The organism is Sulfitobacter aestuariivivens, assembly GCF_014763045.1.
In the GTDB taxonomy this organism is placed as follows: domain Bacteria; phylum Pseudomonadota; class Alphaproteobacteria; order Rhodobacterales; family Rhodobacteraceae; genus Sulfitobacter; species Sulfitobacter aestuariivivens.
This window is the reverse complement of record NZ_JACTAG010000001.1, coordinates 974,386-991,805: the sequence shown is the minus strand read 5'-3', so window position 1 is coordinate 991,805 and position 17,420 is coordinate 974,386. Positions and strand designations below refer to the sequence as shown.

20 protein-coding genes are annotated in these 17,420 nt (G+C 58.3%); 14 read left to right on the top strand and 6 right to left on the bottom strand.

Features of this window, described 5'->3' with window-relative positions; all coding sequences use genetic code 11:
- Positions 1-266: 266 nt before the first annotated feature.
- The 12 genes from H9Q16_RS04935 (at position 267) to H9Q16_RS04880 (ending at position 11,093) form a co-directional block, all read left to right on the top strand.
- The gene (locus tag H9Q16_RS04935; protein WP_191074233.1) at positions 267-1,157 is read left to right on the top strand and encodes a YicC/YloC family endoribonuclease; all 891 of its coding nucleotides are present in this window, start codon (positions 267-269) and stop codon (positions 1,155-1,157) included.
- Between the two features lie 3 nt (positions 1,158-1,160).
- The gene (gmk, locus tag H9Q16_RS04930; protein ID WP_191074232.1) at positions 1,161-1,802 is read left to right on the top strand and encodes a guanylate kinase; all 642 of its coding nucleotides are present in this window, start codon (positions 1,161-1,163) and stop codon (positions 1,800-1,802) included.
- A complete protein-coding gene (locus H9Q16_RS04925; RefSeq protein ID WP_191074231.1) occupies positions 1,799-2,320 on the top strand; it encodes a gamma carbonic anhydrase family protein in 522 nt (173 codons plus the stop codon). The genes gmk and H9Q16_RS04925 overlap by 4 nt, the downstream gene beginning before the upstream one ends.
- Before the next feature lie 4 nt (positions 2,321-2,324).
- Positions 2,325-3,377: a sensor histidine kinase gene (locus H9Q16_RS04920; RefSeq protein ID WP_191074230.1), complete on the top strand. Its 1,053-nt coding sequence runs from the start codon at positions 2,325-2,327 to the stop codon at positions 3,375-3,377.
- Between the two features lie 138 nt (positions 3,378-3,515).
- Complete coding sequence (locus tag H9Q16_RS04915; RefSeq protein ID WP_191074229.1) at positions 3,516-4,547, top strand: substrate-binding domain-containing protein; 1,032 nt, start codon at positions 3,516-3,518, stop codon at positions 4,545-4,547.
- A gap of 111 nt (positions 4,548-4,658) precedes the next feature.
- Entirely contained in the window at positions 4,659-6,140 is a 1,482-nt protein-coding gene (gene pstC / locus H9Q16_RS04910; RefSeq protein ID WP_191074228.1) for a phosphate ABC transporter permease subunit PstC, read from the top strand.
- Positions 6,137-7,495: a phosphate ABC transporter permease PstA gene (pstA, locus tag H9Q16_RS04905; RefSeq protein WP_191074227.1), complete on the top strand. Its 1,359-nt coding sequence runs from the start codon at positions 6,137-6,139 to the stop codon at positions 7,493-7,495. The genes pstC and pstA overlap by 4 nt, the downstream gene beginning before the upstream one ends.
- A 16-nt stretch (positions 7,496-7,511) precedes the next feature.
- The gene (pstB, locus tag H9Q16_RS04900; protein WP_191074226.1) at positions 7,512-8,309 is read left to right on the top strand and encodes a phosphate ABC transporter ATP-binding protein PstB; all 798 of its coding nucleotides are present in this window, start codon (positions 7,512-7,514) and stop codon (positions 8,307-8,309) included.
- A 4-nt stretch (positions 8,310-8,313) separates the two neighbouring features.
- Positions 8,314-9,021 carry a phosphate signaling complex protein PhoU gene (phoU, locus tag H9Q16_RS04895; protein ID WP_191074225.1) on the top strand — a complete coding sequence of 236 codons (708 nt, stop codon included), beginning with the start codon at positions 8,314-8,316 and terminating at the stop codon, positions 9,019-9,021.
- Between the two features lie 5 nt (positions 9,022-9,026).
- Entirely contained in the window at positions 9,027-9,716 is a 690-nt protein-coding gene (phoB, locus tag H9Q16_RS04890) for a phosphate regulon transcriptional regulator PhoB (RefSeq protein WP_191074224.1), read from the top strand.
- A gap of 184 nt (positions 9,717-9,900) precedes the next feature.
- Complete coding sequence (gene aroQ, locus H9Q16_RS04885; RefSeq protein ID WP_191074223.1) at positions 9,901-10,341, top strand: type II 3-dehydroquinate dehydratase; 441 nt, start codon at positions 9,901-9,903, stop codon at positions 10,339-10,341.
- Positions 10,338-11,093 (top strand): helix-turn-helix transcriptional regulator, encoded by a 756-nt coding sequence (locus H9Q16_RS04880; RefSeq protein WP_191074222.1) that lies wholly within the window; start codon positions 10,338-10,340, stop codon positions 11,091-11,093. The genes aroQ and H9Q16_RS04880 overlap by 4 nt, the downstream gene beginning before the upstream one ends.
- 35 nt (positions 11,094-11,128) lie before the next feature.
- On the opposite strand, the gene H9Q16_RS04875 is transcribed toward H9Q16_RS04880, so the two are convergent.
- The 3 genes from H9Q16_RS04875 to rpsB all read right to left on the bottom strand — a co-directional run bounded on the left by H9Q16_RS04875 (position 11,129) and on the right by rpsB (position 14,009).
- A complete protein-coding gene (locus H9Q16_RS04875) occupies positions 11,129-11,698 on the bottom strand; it encodes a hypothetical protein (protein ID WP_191074221.1) in 570 nt (189 codons plus the stop codon).
- 460 nt (positions 11,699-12,158) lie between these two features.
- Positions 12,159-13,034, bottom strand: a complete 876-nt coding sequence (gene tsf / locus H9Q16_RS04870; RefSeq protein ID WP_191074220.1) for a translation elongation factor Ts — start codon at positions 13,032-13,034, stop codon at positions 12,159-12,161.
- Positions 13,035-13,109: 75 nt separating this feature from the next.
- The gene (gene rpsB, locus H9Q16_RS04865; RefSeq protein ID WP_191074219.1) at positions 13,110-14,009 is read right to left on the bottom strand and encodes a 30S ribosomal protein S2; all 900 of its coding nucleotides are present in this window, start codon (positions 14,007-14,009) and stop codon (positions 13,110-13,112) included.
- Positions 14,010-14,276: 267 nt separating this feature from the next.
- Here rpsB and H9Q16_RS04860 point away from each other — a divergent pair, with 267 nt between their 5' ends.
- Positions 14,277-14,849: a PA14 domain-containing protein gene (locus H9Q16_RS04860; protein ID WP_191074218.1), complete on the top strand. Its 573-nt coding sequence runs from the start codon at positions 14,277-14,279 to the stop codon at positions 14,847-14,849.
- 4 nt (positions 14,850-14,853) lie between these two features.
- Here the strand turns inward: H9Q16_RS04860 and olsA are convergent, their stop codons facing one another.
- The 3 genes from olsA to H9Q16_RS04845 form a co-directional block, all read right to left on the bottom strand.
- Positions 14,854-15,687: a lyso-ornithine lipid O-acyltransferase gene (olsA, locus tag H9Q16_RS04855; RefSeq protein WP_191074217.1), complete on the bottom strand. Its 834-nt coding sequence runs from the start codon at positions 15,685-15,687 to the stop codon at positions 14,854-14,856.
- Positions 15,684-16,448 (bottom strand): L-ornithine N(alpha)-acyltransferase, encoded by a 765-nt coding sequence (gene olsB, locus H9Q16_RS04850; protein WP_191074216.1) that lies wholly within the window; start codon positions 16,446-16,448, stop codon positions 15,684-15,686. The genes olsA and olsB overlap by 4 nt, the downstream gene beginning before the upstream one ends.
- Before the next feature lie 146 nt (positions 16,449-16,594).
- The gene (locus H9Q16_RS04845; RefSeq protein WP_191074215.1) at positions 16,595-16,792 is read right to left on the bottom strand and encodes a DUF3553 domain-containing protein; all 198 of its coding nucleotides are present in this window, start codon (positions 16,790-16,792) and stop codon (positions 16,595-16,597) included.
- Positions 16,793-16,821: 29 nt separating this feature from the next.
- Between H9Q16_RS04845 and H9Q16_RS04840 the strand changes: the two genes are divergently transcribed.
- Complete coding sequence (locus H9Q16_RS04840; RefSeq protein WP_386260117.1) at positions 16,822-17,418, top strand: histidine phosphotransferase family protein; 597 nt, start codon at positions 16,822-16,824, stop codon at positions 17,416-17,418.
- Positions 17,419-17,420 lie beyond the last annotated feature (2 nt).

Sequence of the window (17,420 nt, the reverse complement as noted above, 5' to 3'; positions counted from 1 at the left end):
GAACCAATCTGCCCGGCAAGGCGGTTAAGCCAGCCTGAAATACCTCACGATCCACCCCCCACAGGCGGCAACGTTAGCAAGATCTGAATAGCCAGAATTTTCCCCAAATTCTTCCATTATCCGGCAATTTGGTTAATCACTCACATCTCCTGATCCCCTCCGAAATCTGTCCCCGGATCCGCCTCTCAGGCCATGCCGGGGCTTGCCCCCCAGTGGGTTTTACCCCTAAGTCTGCCCCAACCACTGGCGCGAGAGGCACAGCATCTATGATCAAGTCCATGACAGGCTTTGCCTCTGCCAGCGGTGCCGATGCCCCCTTCAGCTGGGGCTGGGAGCTGCGCAGCGTCAACGGCAAGGGCCTGGATCTGCGCTTGCGGGTGCCCGATTGGATCGACGGGCTGGAAGCGGCATTGCGCAAGCGCCTTGGCGCGGCCGCCGCGCGCGGCAATGTCACCTGCAATCTGCGCCTCAATCGGGAAGAGGGCGGCAGCACGCTTGAAGTGAATAAAGCGCAGCTGTCCGTCATCCTCGAGGCTTTGCATCAGATTGAGGCACAAGCGATGGATGCCGGGGTCTCGCTTGCCCCCTCCAAAGCCAGCGACATCGTGACCATGCGCGGCGTGCTGGAACAGTCAACGCAGGAAGACGACACCGATGCCCTGCGTGACACGCTCCTGGCCGACTTTGAGACTGTCCTTGCCGATTTCGACGCGATGCGCGCCAGCGAAGGACAGGCACTGGCAGACGTGCTCGACAGTCAGCTTGCTGAAGTGTCCCGGCTGACCGCCGAGGCAGCCGGGATCGCCGAAACGCGCAAGGGTGATATCGCCGCTACGTTGAAACGCAACCTGGGGCGCATCCTGGAAAACGCAGATGGCGCTGATGAGACACGGATCGCGCAAGAACTTGCACTGATCGCCGTAAAGGCAGACGTGACCGAAGAAATTGATCGCCTGACCACCCACGTGGCCGCAGCCCGTAATCTGTTGGGGCAGGGCGGTCCGGTGGGCCGCAAGATGGATTTCCTGATGCAGGAATTCAATCGCGAGGCCAACACGCTGTGCTCAAAAGCCCAGCATGCCGGGTTGACCGCAGTTGGTCTGGCGCTCAAGGCCGTGATCGACCAGATGCGCGAGCAAGTGCAGAATGTGGAGTAACCGATGACTGACCGCCGTGGATTGCTGATCATTCTTTCCTCGCCGTCGGGGGCCGGCAAATCAACGCTGGCGGGGCGGTTGCGGGCTTGGGATGACGGGCTGGAATTCTCAGTCTCAGCCACCACGCGCTCGATGCGGGCTGGCGAAATCGACGGCCAGCACTATCACTTCATGTCGGAAAAAACGTTCAAGGATCACGTCACATCGGGCGACATGCTTGAGCACGCTCACGTGTTCGGAAATTTCTACGGCTCGCCTCGCGCCCCGGTCGAAGGGGCCATCAACGCGGGCCGTGACGTGCTTTTTGACATCGACTGGCAAGGTGCCCAGCAGATCACGAACTCCGCGCTGGGGGCCCACACGCTGTCTATCTTTCTGCTGCCGCCATCAATCGCTGAGCTGCGCACGCGGCTGGAAAAGCGCAATCAGGACAGCCCGGAAGTGATCAGCCGACGCATGGAGAAAAGCTGGGACGAAATAAGCCATTGGGGTGGTTATGATTATGTCCTGGTCAACGATGATCTGGACAAGACCGAAGCGCAGTTGAAAACGATCGTTCAGGCGACACGGCTTAGACGGCTGCAGCAACCCTGGCTCAACGAACATGTCCGCAATCTGCAATCCGAATTCGAAGGAATGTCATGACAATCTACGCTCTAGGAGATTTGAATCCACAGATAGATCCTGGTGCCTGGGTAGCACCGGACGCCAATGTGATCGGCAACGTTGTATTGCAGGCAGGCAGCTCTGTCTGGTTTTGCAGCACGTTGCGGGGCGACAATGAAGTGATCGAGGTAGGTCGCGGATCGAACGTTCAGGAAAACTGTGTTTTCCACACAGACCTGGGCTTTCCCCTCACCATTGGCGAAAACTGCACGATCGGCCACAAGGTAATGCTGCATGGGTGCACCATCGGTGATAATTCTCTTGTCGGCATGGGGGCAACGATCCTAAACGGGGCCAGGATCGGCAAGAACTGCCTTATCGGGGCAGGCGCGCTGATCACTGAGAACAAGGAAATTCCAGACGGCAGTCTGGTCATGGGCGCGCCGGGCAAGGTTGTGCGCAGCCTTGATCCCGCGGCCATACAAATGCTGACGGCATCCGCCCTGCACTATACCGAAAACGCCGCCCGATTCCGCAGAGAGCTGAAAACCCGTTAATCGCATGCCAGAAACGCTCTTTGACGCGGTGATCGCAGCGCTGCCCTTTCCGGCGTTGATCGTGGACGCCGACGAAAAGGTGGCCGCGATCAATGAACGGGCCGTGCGCCTTTTGGGGCAGGGCGCAAAGGCGCGCCCTTTTATCACCGTCTTGCGCCAACCCGCCTTGGCAGAAGCGGTCGAGCATTGCCTGCAGGATGATATCCCGCGAACCGCGACGTACCTGGCGGGCGACGCCTCAAGCGATCTGACCTACGACGTACATCTGCAACGCATGGCCGGCCACGGCGCCGTGGTTCTGAGTTTCGAGGACGTCACGGCAGTGACCCAAGCGGACCAGATGCGCAAAGTTTTCGTGGCCAACGTCAGCCACGAATTGCGCACGCCGCTGACCTCTCTCATCGGATTCATCGAAACGTTGCGTGGTCCGGCGCGCGACGATCCTACGGTACAGGCCCGCTTCCTCGAAACCATGGGGGCCGAAGCCGATCGGATGAACCGTCTGATCGGCGATCTTTTGTCGCTCAGTCGATTAGAAGCCCAAGAGCGCGTCCGCCCAACTGAACGGATTAACCTGATTGACGTGCTGATCAGAACATCGCGCAATATCAATCCTCTCGCCGTTGAAGCGGATGTGGTTTTGCAGATCGATCTTGGCGATACGCCAATCTATGTCCGTGGCGACAGCGACCAGTTGCAGCAGGTTTTCACCAACCTTATTGAAAATGCCATCAAATACGGCGGGCAAGGCGGCAAGGTGGACATTACCGCCAAATTCGAAGACCCGGCCCCCGAACTGCGCGGCCCCGGTGTACGGATTATGGTGGCCGATCACGGTCAGGGTATTGAAGAACAGCACCTGCCGCGCCTGACGGAACGGTTCTACCGGGCCGACAGCCACCGCAGCCGTAAGTTGGGCGGCACAGGTCTGGGGCTCGCGATCGTGAAGCACATCCTCAACCGGCACCGGGGCCGGTTGCGCATTACATCGACCTATGGCGAGGGCGCGCAGTTCGCGGTGGTGTTGCCAATTGATGCAAAACCGCCGGAAGGATAACCGGCAGTGCTGCACTGCGGGCCCACTAAGAGCACTGTCATAAAACTGTAACGGAACCGTAACAAAAGCGCCGTGCAGGCTGCTTATCACGGGCATCAGATTCGAGATGAATCAGCTTCACTTCTGACAGGAGACGTCATGTCTTTCACAAAACTGACCACATCCGCGCTGGCCATCGCCGCGCTTTCTGCCACCACAGCTGCCGCACGAGATCAGGTCCAGGTTGCCGGTTCTTCTACCGTGCTGCCCTATGCCGCCATCGTCGCTGAAGCTTTTGGCGAAAACTTTGATTTCCCGACGCCGGTGGTGGAATCCGGTGGGTCATCGGCGGGTCTCAAACGGTTCTGCGAGGGCGTCGGCGAGAACACGATCGACATTGCGAATTCCTCCCGCCCGATCCGCGAGAGCGATATCGAGGTGTGCACCGCCAACGGAGTAACAGACATCATCGAGGTGCGCTTTGGCTATGACGGGATCGTCTTTGCAAGCCAGCTTGACGGCCCGGCGTTCACCGCATTTGAACCCGCCGACATCTTCAACGCGCTGGCTGAGAACGTTCTGGTCGACGGTGCCATCGTCGAGAACCCGCACACCCAATGGGCGGATTTCAACGCCGACCTGCCTGCTGCCGACATCCTCGCCTTCATTCCGGGGACCAAGCATGGCACCCGCGAGGTTTTTGAAGACAAGGTTCTGCTGCAGGGCTGCGAAGACACCGGCGCGATGCAGGCCATGATGGATGGCGGCATGGATGAAGACGCGGCAGAAGATGCCTGCATCTCCGTCCGTGGTGGCGGCGTGACGGTGGATATCGATGGTGATTATACCGAAACCTTGGCCCGTGTTGACAGCAACCCCAACGGCATCGGCGTCTTCGGCCTCGCGTTTTACGAAAACAACACCGACAAGCTGAAGGTGGCAACGGTTGGTGGTGTCGAACCCAAGACCGAGACCATCGCGACCGGCGAATACCCGGTATCCCGTCCGCTGTTCTTCTACATCAAGAAGGCACATATCGGTGTGATCCCGGGTCTCAAGGAATATGCCGAATTCTTCGTGCTGGATGACATCGCAGGCCCGGATGGTCCGCTCTCTGACTATGGTCTTGTTGCCGATCCGGAACTGGTGATGACACAGGATGCGGTCAGCAACGAAACCACGCTGCCCTAAAGCAAGCCCCACGCCGGGCTTTCCTCCCGGCACCACCAAAACTGCCAGCCGCCCCTGCCGCACATACAGCAGGGGCGGCGCACCACCCCGAACCGCAAAGGCCTGCTTTGGATGCCCGCAACTTGGATCCTTCTGATCGTTCTGGCGCTTTCTGCGGTCGGATATGTCATGGCCCGCAACAAGGCATTGCAATCGGCAGGTGGCAACCGCCGTGCCTTGCACTCCTTGCCCAGCTATTACGGCGGCAACGCCGCCATGGCTGCGGCCGCACCTGCGCTCTTTATTCTGATGGGATGGATGATCCTTCAACCCATCGCAATTGATACCTTTGTCTCAAGTAATCTGCCGGCAGAGATCCGGGCCGTTCCGGGGGAACGCTCCTTGGCGATGGCGGATGTGCGCCGGATCGCCGATGGCCTTGATGCAGCCGTCAGCCAGGGCGCCTTAACCATGGATCAAAGCCGGATAATCGAGAGCACTGAAACCGACGTCCGTGCGCTTTTGGGGACGGTCGGTGTCGCCCTCGGATCAGAGGTGGACGCAGCAACTCTCGCGCTGGCGCAAACTTATCGGGCTGCCACCGATACCGGCAACATGTGGCGTGCGGTCGTGATCTTGCTGGTCGCCTTCCTGAGCTTTGCTGTTGCCTACCGGATGACCAACAAGGACTTTCGCGCGCGGCCTTTCGTGGAACGCGCCATTCTGCTGTTGTTGATTGCAGCGGCCTCTGTTGCGATCCTGACGACCATCGGCATCGTGTTCTCCCTGATCTTCAATACGGTGGATTTCTTCTCGCGCTACCACGCGGCTGATTTCTTCTTCAGCACCACCTGGGAGCCAAGCTTTTCCGGTCGCGGCGGGGATTCGCAATTGGGGTTTCTGCCGCTCATTTGGGGCACACTTTTTATTTCCTGCATTGCCCTGATCGTGGCGGTACCGCTGGGCCTGTTCTCGGCGATCTACCTGTCCGAATACGCCTCCAACCCCGTTCGATCGATCGCCAAACCTTTGCTGGAGGTCCTGGCAGGCATCCCCACAATCGTCTATGGCCTCTTTGCGCTTTTGACCGTGGGTCCGCTACTGATGGACGTTTTCGGCCGCGACGGTGTGCTGGGTGTGACGTGGATGTCGGGGGGCACGGCGGCCATTACCGCAGGGCTGGTGATGGGGATCATGCTGATCCCTTTCGTGTCCTCGCTGTCGGATGACATCATCAATGCGGTGCCACAGGCGCTGCGCGATGGCTCTTTCGGGCTTGGGGCCACGAAATCTGAAACCCTGCGACAGGTGGTGCTGCCCGCAGCACTGCCGGGCATTGTTGGCGCGATATTGCTGGCCGCGTCGCGGGCCATTGGCGAAACCATGATCGTGGTGATGGGCGCAGGGGCCGCTGCAGCCCTTTCAATGAACCCCTTTGAGGCCATGACCACCGTTACCGCCAAGATCGTAAGCCAATTGACCGGCGATGGCGAATTCAACAGCCCTGAGACATTGGTGGCCTTTGCGCTTGGGATAACGCTGTTTGTCATCACGCTGGGCCTGAATGTGATCGCCCTTTGGATTGTCCGGCGGTATCGGGAGCAATACGAATGACCGACCTTACCAATGCACCGACCGGTGCCGCGCCTCGGCGATTTGGCTCCCTGCTTGAGGAATCGCCGCGCACCAAACGCCGCAACGCCGCTGAAAAGCGGTTCCGCATCTATGGAATGTGCGCGGTGGGCGTGGGGCTGATTTTTCTCGCAGCCTTGCTGTTTGCCATCGTGCGCAATGGCATCCCTGCTTTCACCCAAACCTATATGACGGTGCAGGTCGAACTGCTGGCTGAAAAGCTCGACAAAAATGGTAATCGCGACATCGACGATATCAAAAAGGTATCGACCTTTGGCTATAACCCCCTGATCGACACGGCCCTGGAAAAGGCGGTCGCGCAGGCGGGCATCGAGACAGAGATCACCCGGGGCAAAGATCTGCGCGATATGTTGTCCAGCGGTGCAGCGGCCCAGATCCGCGACGTGGTCATCGCAAACCCGGAGCTGATCGGATCGGTGCAGGATTTTACGGTGCTGACCTCGTCGCGTGTCGATGGCTACATGAAAGGCCGGGTTGATCGCGAAAGCCTGGCACGCGACCCAAATCTGAGCCCGGCGCATCTCGATATCGTGGACGGGCTGGTGGCCAATGGCGCGATTGACCGCGTGTTTAATCTTGCCTTCATAACGGGCGCTGATGCCTCGGAAAGCCGACCAGAGCAGGCCGGAATGGGCGTCGCGATCTTGGGATCATTCTTCATGATGCTTGTGGTGCTGGTTCTGTCGCTGCCCATCGGCGTGGCCGCCTCTATCTATCTTGAGGAATTCGCACCGCAAAACGCCTTTACCGACTTTATCGAAGTCAACATATCAAACCTCGCAGCCGTCCCATCGATCGTCTTTGGGATATTGGGCCTCGCGGTTTTCATCCAATTCGCGCATCTGCCCCAATCAGCGCCGATTGTTGGCGGGCTGACCCTCACGTTGATGACACTGCCCACAATCGTGATCTCCACGCGCGCCTCGCTCAAATCGGTGCCGCCGTCGATCCGCGATGCTGCATTGGGGGTAGGGGCCTCCAAGATGCAGTCGGTGTTCCATCATGTCCTGCCACTTGCAATGCCCGGTATCCTTACAGGCACCATCATCGGTCTTGCGCAGGCTTTGGGCGAAACCGCACCGCTTCTGCTGATCGGCATGGTCGGCTACATCGCGACGAACTATCCCGAAGGCGTGGCGTCGGGATTTCTTGATCCGAACTCTGCCATGCCCGCGCAGATCTTCGAGTGGGCCAAGCGGGCTGACCCGGCCTATTACGAACGGGCTTGGGGCGGGATCATCATCCTGTTGGTTTTCCTGTTAACCATGAACCTGATCGCCATCCTCTTGCGCCGCCGGTTTGAGCGTCGCTGGTAACAAAGGTAAACAGACCATGAAAGACAACTTCAGTTCAGCAAAGGACGGCGCTGTGACGGACGCAAAAATATCGGCCCGCAATGTGCAGGTCTTCTATGGCGACAACCACGCGATCAAGGATGTGGATGTTGATATCGAGGACAAGACCGTGACCGCCTTCATCGGTCCTTCCGGCTGTGGAAAGTCCACTTTCTTGCGCTGTATCAACAGGATGAACGATACAATTGATGTGTGCCGTGTCCAGGGCGATATCCGGATCGACGGCGAAGACATCTATGATCGAAAGGTTGATCCGGTGCAGTTGCGCGCCAAGGTGGGCATGGTCTTTCAAAAGCCCAACCCCTTTCCCAAATCCATTTACGACAATGTCGCCTATGGCCCGCGGATCCACGGTCTTGCCAGCACCAAGGCCGAACTGGATGATATCGTAGAACAGGCCCTGCGCCGCGGCGCGATCTGGGACGAGGTCAAAGACAGGCTCGCGGCTCCTGGCACTGGCCTGTCCGGGGGGCAGCAACAACGCCTGTGCATCGCCCGCGCCATTGCCACCGAACCCGAAGTGTTGCTGATGGACGAACCCTGTTCCGCCCTCGATCCCATCGCCACAGCGCAGGTCGAAGAGTTGATCGATGAACTGCGCCGCAACTATTCGGTGGTGATCGTCACGCACTCCATGCAGCAAGCCGCGCGTGTCAGCCAGAAAACCGCGTTCTTCCACCTCGGGAACCTTGTTGAATTCGGCGACACAGACAAGATTTTCACGTCGCCAGAAGACCCCCGCACCGAAAGCTACATCACCGGACGCATTGGATAATATCATGTCAGATCAACATATTGCATCCGCCTTTGACCGCGATCTCGAAGGGGTACAGGCGCAGATCATGAAGATGGGCGGGCTGGTCGAAGACGCCATTCGCCTGAGCGCCCAAAGCCTTGAGACGCGCGATGCCGATCTGGCCGAAAAGGTGCGGACCGCCGACAAGAGCATCGATGCGCTGGAACAGCTGATCAACGAACAGGCGGCCCGTGTGATCGCACTGCGCGCGCCGACGGCGATTGATCTGCGGCTGGTCCTGAGTGTCATCAAGATAAGCGCAAACCTTGAACGGATCGGTGACTATGCCAAAAACATGGCCAAACGCACCCACGTTCTGTCCCAGATCCCGCCGGTCAACGACAGTGCCGGCGCGATCCGGCGCATGGCCCGGTCTGTCGAGGCAATGCTCAAGGACGCGCTGGACGCCTATATCCAACGCGACGCCGACCTCGCCATGGACGTTATTGCGCGAGACGAAGATGTGGATCAGATGTACAATGCGCTCTTCCGGCAGTTCCTGACCTATATGATGGAGGATCAGGGCAATATCACCGCCTGCATGCACCTGCATTTTATCGCCAAGAACACAGAGCGTATGGGTGATCACGTGACATCGATTGCAGAACAGACCGTCTATCTCGTGACCGGAGAGCACCCCGAAGAAGACCGCCCAAAAGCAGACAAGACATCAAATGTCGCCAAAGGCTGAACGCGATGACCGGACAAACACCTCAGATTCTATTGGTCGAGGACGAGCCTGCCCAACGCGAGGTGCTGGCCTATAACCTCGAATCCGAAGGCTACGATGTGCACCGTGCCGAGAATGGCGAAGAGGCCTTGTTGCTGGTGTCAGAGGCGGCACCCGATCTCGTCATTCTGGACTGGATGATGCCGTTGATGAGCGGCATCGAGGTGTGCCGACAGCTCAAGGTGCGTGATGAGACACGCGGCATTCCGATCATCATGCTCTCGGCGCGGTCCGAAGACGTCGATACGGTGCGCGGCCTTGAGACCGGTGCGGACGACTACGTGGTCAAGCCGTATTCGATGCGGGAGCTGATGGCGCGTGTCCGCACGCAACTCAAACGCAGTACACCTGCCGCGACGGGGCAGGTCCTGCGCCACGAGGACATTGAGGTCGATACCATCAAGCACCGTGTCAATCGCGCGGGTGTCTCACTCAAGCTGGGGCCGACGGAATATCGTTTGCTTGTCAAACTGATGGAACGGTCTGGGCAGGTTTTCAGCCGTGATCAGCTATTGGATCAGGTTTGGGGTCGCGACGTCTATGTCGACGCGCGTACGGTCGACGTCCACGTCGCACGGTTGCGCAAGGCGTTGATGCAATATGGCCACGACGATCCGATCCGGACCGTGCGGGGGGTTGGCTACGCGTTGGGTTGATCTGCGTAAGTATTCCCATGTTTTACGGGCTTTCCACAGATTCATTAATTACATAATACTGATTATAGGACTAATGGATACGGAAAAAAACGCCAGAATAGCACGCCCTTCCCGGCGCAATGCTGGACACCGCAGCGCACAGATCGTTAATTGAACCAACCCTTTTTCGTGCGAGACGTGCAAAATGCCATCTGTATTGATCCTGAACGGCCCCAACCTGAACTTGCTCGGCACGCGCCAGCCTGACGTCTACGGTACGACCACGCTCGCGGATATCGAGACGATGTGCCAGGAAACGGCGCGCAAACTTGGCCTGAGTATCGCGTTTGAGCAAAGCAATCACGAAGGCGCGATGATCGAACAAATTCACGCTGCCAAAGGGACTTACGACGCGATCCTCATCAATGCTGGTGCCTATACGCACACCTCCGTTGCGATCAGGGATGCGATTGCCGCTGTTGAGTTGCCAACCGTCGAAGTTCACCTGAGCAACATTCACGCGCGCGAAACCTTCCGCCATACGTCCTATATCTCTGGCGTTGCGGTCGGGATGATCTGTGGTTTTGGGGCCAAAGGCTATACCATGGCGCTTGATGCACTTTCAGAACGGCTCGCAAGCCTATGAGTTTGCGTAAATATCTCCGATCAATCGCGCACCGCCCCACGATGGAGGACCTGTGGGAACCCCATTGCGAAAAGATGGCGGAATATGGCTTTGATCGGATTATCTACGGCTTCACACGCTATCGCACGACGACGTCGCTTGGCGATCCGGAAGATTTCATCATTCTGACCAACCACAGCCGCGCCTACACCGATGAGTTTCTGGGCGGTGGCCTTTATCAGCATGCGCCGATGGTTCGTTGGGCCCTGACCCATGACGGTGCCTGCAGCTGGACGGTCATGCACCAAATGGCGGCAGAACGCGCGATGAGCCCGTCAGAACAACGGGTGGTGGATTTCAACCGGCGCATGGGTGTGGTGGCAGGCTATAGCATCAGCTTCAAATCCATCTCGGCCCGTTCAAAGGGGGCGATTGCCCTGACAGCGCGTGACGGCATGAGCCAGGAAGAGGTCGATGCGGTCTGGGCTGAGCATGGCAATGACATCCAACTTATGAATGAGATCGTGCACCTCAAGATCCTCACCCTGCCCTATAATACCCCCAACCGCGCGCTCACGCCGCGCCAGCGCGAGGCGTTGGAATGGGTTGGCGACGGCAAGACAATGCAGGATATCGCCATCCTGATGGGGCTGACATCTGCGACTGTGGAAAAACACCTGCGCCTTGCGCGTGAGGCGCTGGCGGTCGAAACCACGGCACAGGCCGTGATGAAGGCCGCTTTCGCGAATCAGATGTTTGTGCTGGATACCTGAGGGGCAACGCGGCAACCGCGCTGCCCCCCTACGCTTTAAAATGTTGCCGGAATTTCACAATCGTTGTTGTTTGCCGTGCGGATCAGGCCGGCAATCAGATCGTTCAACTCATCCAGCCGCGCCTGCGCCTCCGACAGCCCGGCTTTGAACAGGGCCACAAAAATCTGAATCAGTGGATGCGCACTGCTGCCCAGACCATCAACGAGACTTTGCAGATCTTCGACAGCTTCCCTCTGGATCCGCTGCTCTTCGACCGCGTCGCGCAGCGCGCGTAGAACACGAGCGCACAAAAGCACGTTTTCTGGGATTTCCGGCACAGGAAACTTGGTTGGCGGATTGCGAAAATCTGGGATCAGAGTCTCGAACCCGTGGGTCATGAATTCCTCAAATTCATCTTCCATCCCGCCGTTTTCCACGTCAAACCGTCCAAGAGATTTAGTTTGCCCCCGCTCCTTTGGCAGTTGATCAAGTGCCTTTCGCACATCCGGCATCTGATCCAGCACCGCTTTTGTCTTCATCGCAGCAATGCGGCTTACCGCGACGGTGCCAAAGAGGGTGACAATTTCGAGTGGAATGACGGCGTTCTTATCGTTGAATTTCTTCATCGGTATGTCCTCAAATTTGGTTTCAAAAATGCGCCGGATACCCAATTCGGGGGTCTGACGTGTGACGAAATCTGGCACACGATCGCTGACCCTCTCAAAGCATCAGACGTGTCTTATCTTAGGCTCCCGTCATGGTTGAAGGTAAGGTAAGGAATCCCTGACTGGCGCACGGGCCCGGCATGCCGCAAGGTTAACCTGTTCCCCAAGATTGGTTAAACCAAGGGGACGACAGCTCTTAAACCCTTGTGATTGCAAGGCTCTGTAAGGGTTCCGGGTTCAGCTGGATCTATTGCTCGATCCGGCTGGCCGGGGTGAATTACGCCCTGCTCCTCCCCGAGCATCCGTCATTGGGCGCAATGGGCAGGCCTTGGTTCAACCAAGCCTGCCTGTTTTCTTCACCCAAGCGAAACGGGGCGGCGCATCCCTGCACCGCCCCGTTTGTCGTCATGTTTTGTAGTCTTCAGCCTTTGGCGGCCTTTGCAACCTCAGCAGCAAAGTCTTCCTTAATCACTTCGATGCCTTCGCCCACTTCCAGACGCACAAAGCCAGAGATCGTTGCACCAGCTTCCTTGGCCGCCTCGCCCACGGTGTGGTCGGGGTTCACGACGAACTGCTGGTTCAGCAGGGTCACTTCGGACATGTACTTTTTCATCCGGCCGATGATCATCTTTTCGATGACCTGCTCGGGCTTACCGGATTCGCGTGCGATATCCATCTGGACCTGCTTTTCCTTCTCGACAACCGCCGGATCCAGATCGTCCTCTGACAAGGACGCCGGGTTCACAGCCGCAATATGCATTGCAACCTGCTTGCCAAAGCCCTCGTCGCCGCCGGTCATCGCGACCAGAACGCCGATCTTGCCCATGCCGGGCGCGGCTGCGTTGTGCACGTAGGAAACAACCGTTTCGCCCTCAAGCACGGACATACGCCGCACGGACATGTTCTCGCCGATGACCGCGACCGCGTCTGTCACCGTCTGCTCGACGGTTTTGCCGCCCATGTCCGCAGCTTTCAGCGCGTCCACATCAGACTGACCAATGGCCACATCTGCAATACCGGCAACCATCTTCTGGAAATCCGCGTTCTTGCCGACAAAATCGGTCTCGGAGTTCACTTCGACCGCAACGCCCTTGCCGCCGTCAACCTTGACCGCAACCAGACCTTCGGCAGCCGTCCGGCCAGATTTCTTGGCCGCTTTCGCCAGGCCCTTGGTGCGCAGCCAATCGACCGCTGCTTCCATGTCGCCGTCATTTTCTGTCAACGCCTTCTTGGCGTCCATCATGCCCGCGCCCGTGCTGTCGCGCAGTTCTTTCACCATTGATGCCGTGATAGCCATCTTCGGTTCTCCTTTATGAAATGCCTGTCAGGGGCAGGTGTGTCCCTGCCCCCGTATCTCAGCCAAATGTGACGATCAGCCTTCGGCTTTTTCTTCAGCCTTGGCTTCGGTCTCTTTCTTGGATTCCAGATCCAGCGGCGCATCCTTGGACATCACGTCATCGCTGACGGTCTCGGATGAGGCGTTGCCAACCTCGATACCGGTCGATTCCGCCGGTGCCTCTTCGGTGAGCGCTTCCTCGACAGGGGCCTCTTCCATGGCACCCAGATCAACGCCTGCCGCACCCAGTTGGGCCGACATGCCATCAAGGGCCGCGCGCGATGCCAGATCGCAATACAGCGCAATCGCGCGTGCCGCGTCATCGTTGCCGGGGATGATATAGTCGATGCCATCGGGCGAGCAGTTGGTGTCAACCACAGCCACAACCGGGATACCCAGTTTGTTGGCTTCGGCCACGGCCAGTGCTTCCTTCTTGACGTCAATCACAAAGATCAGGTCAGGACGGCCGCCCATTTCGCGGATACCGCCCAAGGATGCCTGCAGTTTGCCCTGGTCACGCTCCATGCCCAGACGCTCTTTCTTCGTCAGACCTTCAAAGCCCATCTCGGACTGCTCGTCGATGTGCTTGAGACGGTTGATCGACTTGGACACGGTCTGCCAGTTGGTCAGCGTACCGCCAAGCCAGCGGTGGTTCATGTAGTATTGCGCGCATTTCTCTGCGGCTTCGGCGATGGGCTGAGACGCCTGACGCTTGGTGCCGACAAAAAGAATGCTGCCGCCCTTGGCGACGGTGTCACGGATCGCGTTCAGCGCCTGATCCAGCATAGGAACAGTCTGCGTCAGGTCCATGATGTGAATGCCGTTGCGCGCGCCATAGATGAACGGACCCATACGGGGGTTCCAACGCTGCGTCTGGTGGCCAAAGTGTACGCCTGCTTCAAGCAGTTGGCGCATGGAGAACTCAGGAAGAGCCATGTCGTTATTACCTTTCCGGTTTAGCCTCATCGGGGGTATGACGCGCATCTGCGTGCCAACCGGCGGACGTTCAGGGATTTCTCCCCCAAAGGCCCAACCCCGACTGCGGGTTTAAGTGCCGCGCGTATAGGCCCCGCGCGCGCCATGTGCAAGCAGATTTCACAACCCGACAGAGATGGTCACAAAACACTTACATTTTATTCATTGGACACCGGGCGCGGTCATATCGCAAACTGCCGGGAAATCTATTTTTGGGAGAATGCCAAGATGAAGTTTGTACTGAGTGCCGCTGTGGCCTTGACCCTGTCCGGCGCCGCCTGGGCAGAGACGCTATCGCTGACGCCAGCCAACCCGCAACCCACAACCGGCCAACTTTTACCGGGCCTTGCGGTGTCCTACGCCTATGGCGGCGGTGGCAGAACGCTCAAGGAAGCCGAGGATCGATTGAAAAAAGCCGAGCCAGGCACGCCGCTGCAAGGTCTGTCGTATCTTGATGGCAACGATGGGGACAAGACACTGACGTCTACACAGGCGCACAAGGTTGCCGCCGCCATTGATGGCTACATCCGCTTTGACAAGGCCGGTACCTTTGAGGTCGACTTTTTCAGCAACGACGGGCTGAAGGCTAAGATCGGCGGCAAACAGGTTGCGCTTTTTGACGGTGTCCATGGCTGTGAGCCAGCCGGGTCCGTCACCGTTGAGGTGCCTCAGGCGGGTTGGTACGAATTCGAAGCCACGTATTTCCAGCGCAAGGGGTCGGCCTGCCTTATGATGGACTGGAGCGTTGACGGCGAGATGGAGCCGGTTCCGGACGGGGTCTTCGCCCATTCGGCAGGCTGATCCACTACCCCTGCCCTGATACCGCCTGATGGCCTGCGCGCACCGCTTGTTCGCAGGCCAGCGCCAGTGCCTTCCGATTGTCAAAATCCGACACTTTCAGCGGCGCATGGTACTGCACCGTGACACTGCCATGCTGCCTGCGCGCCAGCATCTGCAACAGATGCGGCCCCAGATCCATGTCCCCCCACCATCCATAGAACCGGGCATCTGTTCCGGCGGGGTTGGCATAGATTACGCTGACCGGCTGCACACAGATCTTGTCGCGCAGATCCGGTGTGACAAATGCCTCAAACAACGTGGATTTGAACCCGAGCACCCGCTGGCCATCGGTGCTTGTCCCTTCCGGAAAGAACAAAAGCTTGTGACCGGCCAGCAGACGCTGTTGAAACAATGCCGTCTGCGACCGTGCGTGACTACGGTTGCGTTCGATAAATACCGTGCCCGTTGCCCGCGCCAGCCATCCGATCCCGGGCCATTGAGCGACCTCGGATTTGGACACGAAATAGATCCTCTTGGCCGCATTGAGGCTCAGAATATCCAACCAGGAACTGTGATTGGCAACGATCGCCCCCCTACCCGTCATCGGTGTGCCGCGGATGTGGTGCCTCAGCCCGAGGATAAACAGACTGGCCCGGCAAACCCCTTGGGTGATGTAGGGGGTAACTGGCCTGTGCAGGCCATTGAGCGGTCGTTCAATCAACCGCACGAGCAGCAGGACGATGAGGCCACCGAAAATCACCCCGACCAGTGCCAGCCCGCGCACCAAAACCCTGACCCCCCCCAAACCGGTGATCGGCGGATAGGCCGGCACTTCGCCATTGTCCCATGTCGGGCTCATGAACCTTGTACCGTATAGATCCGCCTTTGCCGCGCACTCAGCAGTGCGGTATCCATGATCAGGCACACGTCGACTGTATTGAACGCATGATCGACAAAGGCCCCCTCGCCCACACATCCCCCAAGCCTCAAATAGGCCTTGATCAGACTGGGCATCTGCACCATCGCGGCCTTGCGATCCAGATCATCTGGTGCCACCAACCCCATGGCCTGAAATGATTTTTCCAACGCACGCACACGAAGCTCTGGGGGTGCCAGATGGCGATGATGCAGCAGTGACAAGGGCTGCGCGAGGGCCGCGAAATCAGTGCCGTGGAAACTGGCCACTCCGAACAGAATGTCGATCTTGTGATCCGTCACATAGCGGCCCAGCGCCGTCCACAGATGATGCATCGCCACACCACCACGATAATCGGGATGCACGCAGGATCGGCCCAGCTCAAGCAATCTGCGACCCGAAGTCAGCAGGGGCCCAAGGTCATACTCAGCCGCAGAGTAAAAGCCCCCTGCCCGCTGTGCCATCTCGCGCCGCATCAGACGGTAAACCCCCACAACGGCATCTGTTTGCGTATCGATCAGCATCAGGTGGTCGCAGTGGGGGTCGAATTGATCACGCTCAAGCCGATTGGCATGATCCACCAGCGGCCCACTGCCGCCCAACTCCTCAACAAACACCTCATACCGCAGGCACTGCGCTGCCCGCATCTCTTCCTGAGTGCGCGCCAGACGTGTCTCAAAACCGATGGTGGTGCCCTGGGCCATGGACGGTTCTGGCCTCTTCAACTTTGGATCAGAACTGTAGGTTTGCAGCCTCATATGCAATTGGCCCTGCCAGCGCAATCCTTGCTTGAGCCGCGTGATCGGTTATAGTCGCTTAGGTTGATCTAAATGGAAAAACACACGTAATGCTAATGCCGCCCAACATCCCTGCCAAAGACGGGGTCCAACCCGACGCGATAACTGTCAATCACCATCTTGCCTTCGTCGCGAAAGTTTACGGTAAGCTTGCCGTCAATGTTGCTTTGAACCTGGCCCACACCCCATTCGGGCCGGCCCGGGTGGCGAACCAGCATACCGGGGGTCAAAAGCGCATTGAGATCATCCATTGGAACCCCTCCGGCGTGCGGTACATCCTGTGACGGCCAGCAGCGCAGCCTTTTCCGCATTGGTTGGCAGTCGTATCTGTCATGACCTGATATCGCCGATTGGCGCAATCAACAACGGGTTGGAGCTGTTGGGCATGTCGGGCGATCTGGATGGGCCGGAGATGACCCTGATCGGGGAAAGCGTCGGCAACGCCAGTGCCCGCATCCGGTTCTTCCGCATCGCTTTCGGCGCGGCCGGTGATCAACTGGTAGGTGCCGCCGAGGTCTCTTCGATTCTGCGCGATCTCTATGACAAAAGCAGGCTGGATATCACATGGGCTCCGACGGAGCCCCAGCCACGCGCAGCAGTGCGGCTGGCATTTCTGGGACTCTTGTGCCTGGAAACGGCGATGCCCTACGGCGGGCGCGCGCAGATTTCCGCACAGGATATGGAATGGACGCTTGAAGGTTCAGCAGACAAAATCAGCAAGCACGCGGATTTATGGAAACACCTGACAGGCGAACCGGATCCGCATTTGTTGCAACCATCACAGGTTCAATTTGGCCTGCTGCCCCTTCTCGCAAGGGCGGATGGCCGTCGGGTTAAGGTAATGTCTGACGACCGTAAACTTACCTTGCGGTTCTAGTG

Excerpts from the sequence above, each read along its gene's own strand:
- aroQ (WP_191074223.1), top strand. The coding sequence starts at position 9,901 with ATGCCATCTGTATTGATCCTGAACGGCCCCAACCTGAACTTGCTCGGC.
- tsf (WP_191074220.1), bottom strand. The coding sequence starts at position 13,034 with ATGGCTATCACGGCATCAATGGTGAAAGAACTGCGCGACAGCACGGGC.
- H9Q16_RS04875 (WP_191074221.1), bottom strand. The coding sequence starts at position 11,698 with ATGAAGAAATTCAACGATAAGAACGCCGTCATTCCACTCGAAATTGTC.
- H9Q16_RS04925 (WP_191074231.1), top strand. The coding sequence starts at position 1,799 with ATGACAATCTACGCTCTAGGAGATTTGAATCCACAGATAGATCCTGGT.
- gmk (WP_191074232.1), top strand. The coding sequence starts at position 1,161 with ATGACTGACCGCCGTGGATTGCTGATCATTCTTTCCTCGCCGTCGGGG.
- olsA (WP_191074217.1), bottom strand. The coding sequence starts at position 15,687 with ATGAGCCCGACATGGGACAATGGCGAAGTGCCGGCCTATCCGCCGATC.
- rpsB (WP_191074219.1), bottom strand. The coding sequence starts at position 14,009 with ATGGCTCTTCCTGAGTTCTCCATGCGCCAACTGCTTGAAGCAGGCGTA.
- H9Q16_RS04860 (WP_191074218.1), top strand. The coding sequence starts at position 14,277 with ATGAAGTTTGTACTGAGTGCCGCTGTGGCCTTGACCCTGTCCGGCGCC.
- pstA (WP_191074227.1), top strand. The coding sequence starts at position 6,137 with ATGACCGACCTTACCAATGCACCGACCGGTGCCGCGCCTCGGCGATTT.
- olsB (WP_191074216.1), bottom strand. The coding sequence starts at position 16,448 with ATGGCCCAGGGCACCACCATCGGTTTTGAGACACGTCTGGCGCGCACT.
- H9Q16_RS04880 (WP_191074222.1), top strand. The coding sequence starts at position 10,338 with ATGAGTTTGCGTAAATATCTCCGATCAATCGCGCACCGCCCCACGATG.
- H9Q16_RS04920 (WP_191074230.1), top strand. The coding sequence starts at position 2,325 with ATGCCAGAAACGCTCTTTGACGCGGTGATCGCAGCGCTGCCCTTTCCG.
- pstB (WP_191074226.1), top strand. The coding sequence starts at position 7,512 with ATGAAAGACAACTTCAGTTCAGCAAAGGACGGCGCTGTGACGGACGCA.
- phoB (WP_191074224.1), top strand. The coding sequence starts at position 9,027 with ATGACCGGACAAACACCTCAGATTCTATTGGTCGAGGACGAGCCTGCC.
- pstC (WP_191074228.1), top strand. The coding sequence starts at position 4,659 with ATGCCCGCAACTTGGATCCTTCTGATCGTTCTGGCGCTTTCTGCGGTC.
- phoU (WP_191074225.1), top strand. The coding sequence starts at position 8,314 with ATGTCAGATCAACATATTGCATCCGCCTTTGACCGCGATCTCGAAGGG.
- H9Q16_RS04915 (WP_191074229.1), top strand. The coding sequence starts at position 3,516 with ATGTCTTTCACAAAACTGACCACATCCGCGCTGGCCATCGCCGCGCTT.
- H9Q16_RS04935 (WP_191074233.1), top strand. The coding sequence starts at position 267 with ATGATCAAGTCCATGACAGGCTTTGCCTCTGCCAGCGGTGCCGATGCC.
- H9Q16_RS04845 (WP_191074215.1), bottom strand. The coding sequence starts at position 16,792 with ATGGATGATCTCAATGCGCTTTTGACCCCCGGTATGCTGGTTCGCCAC.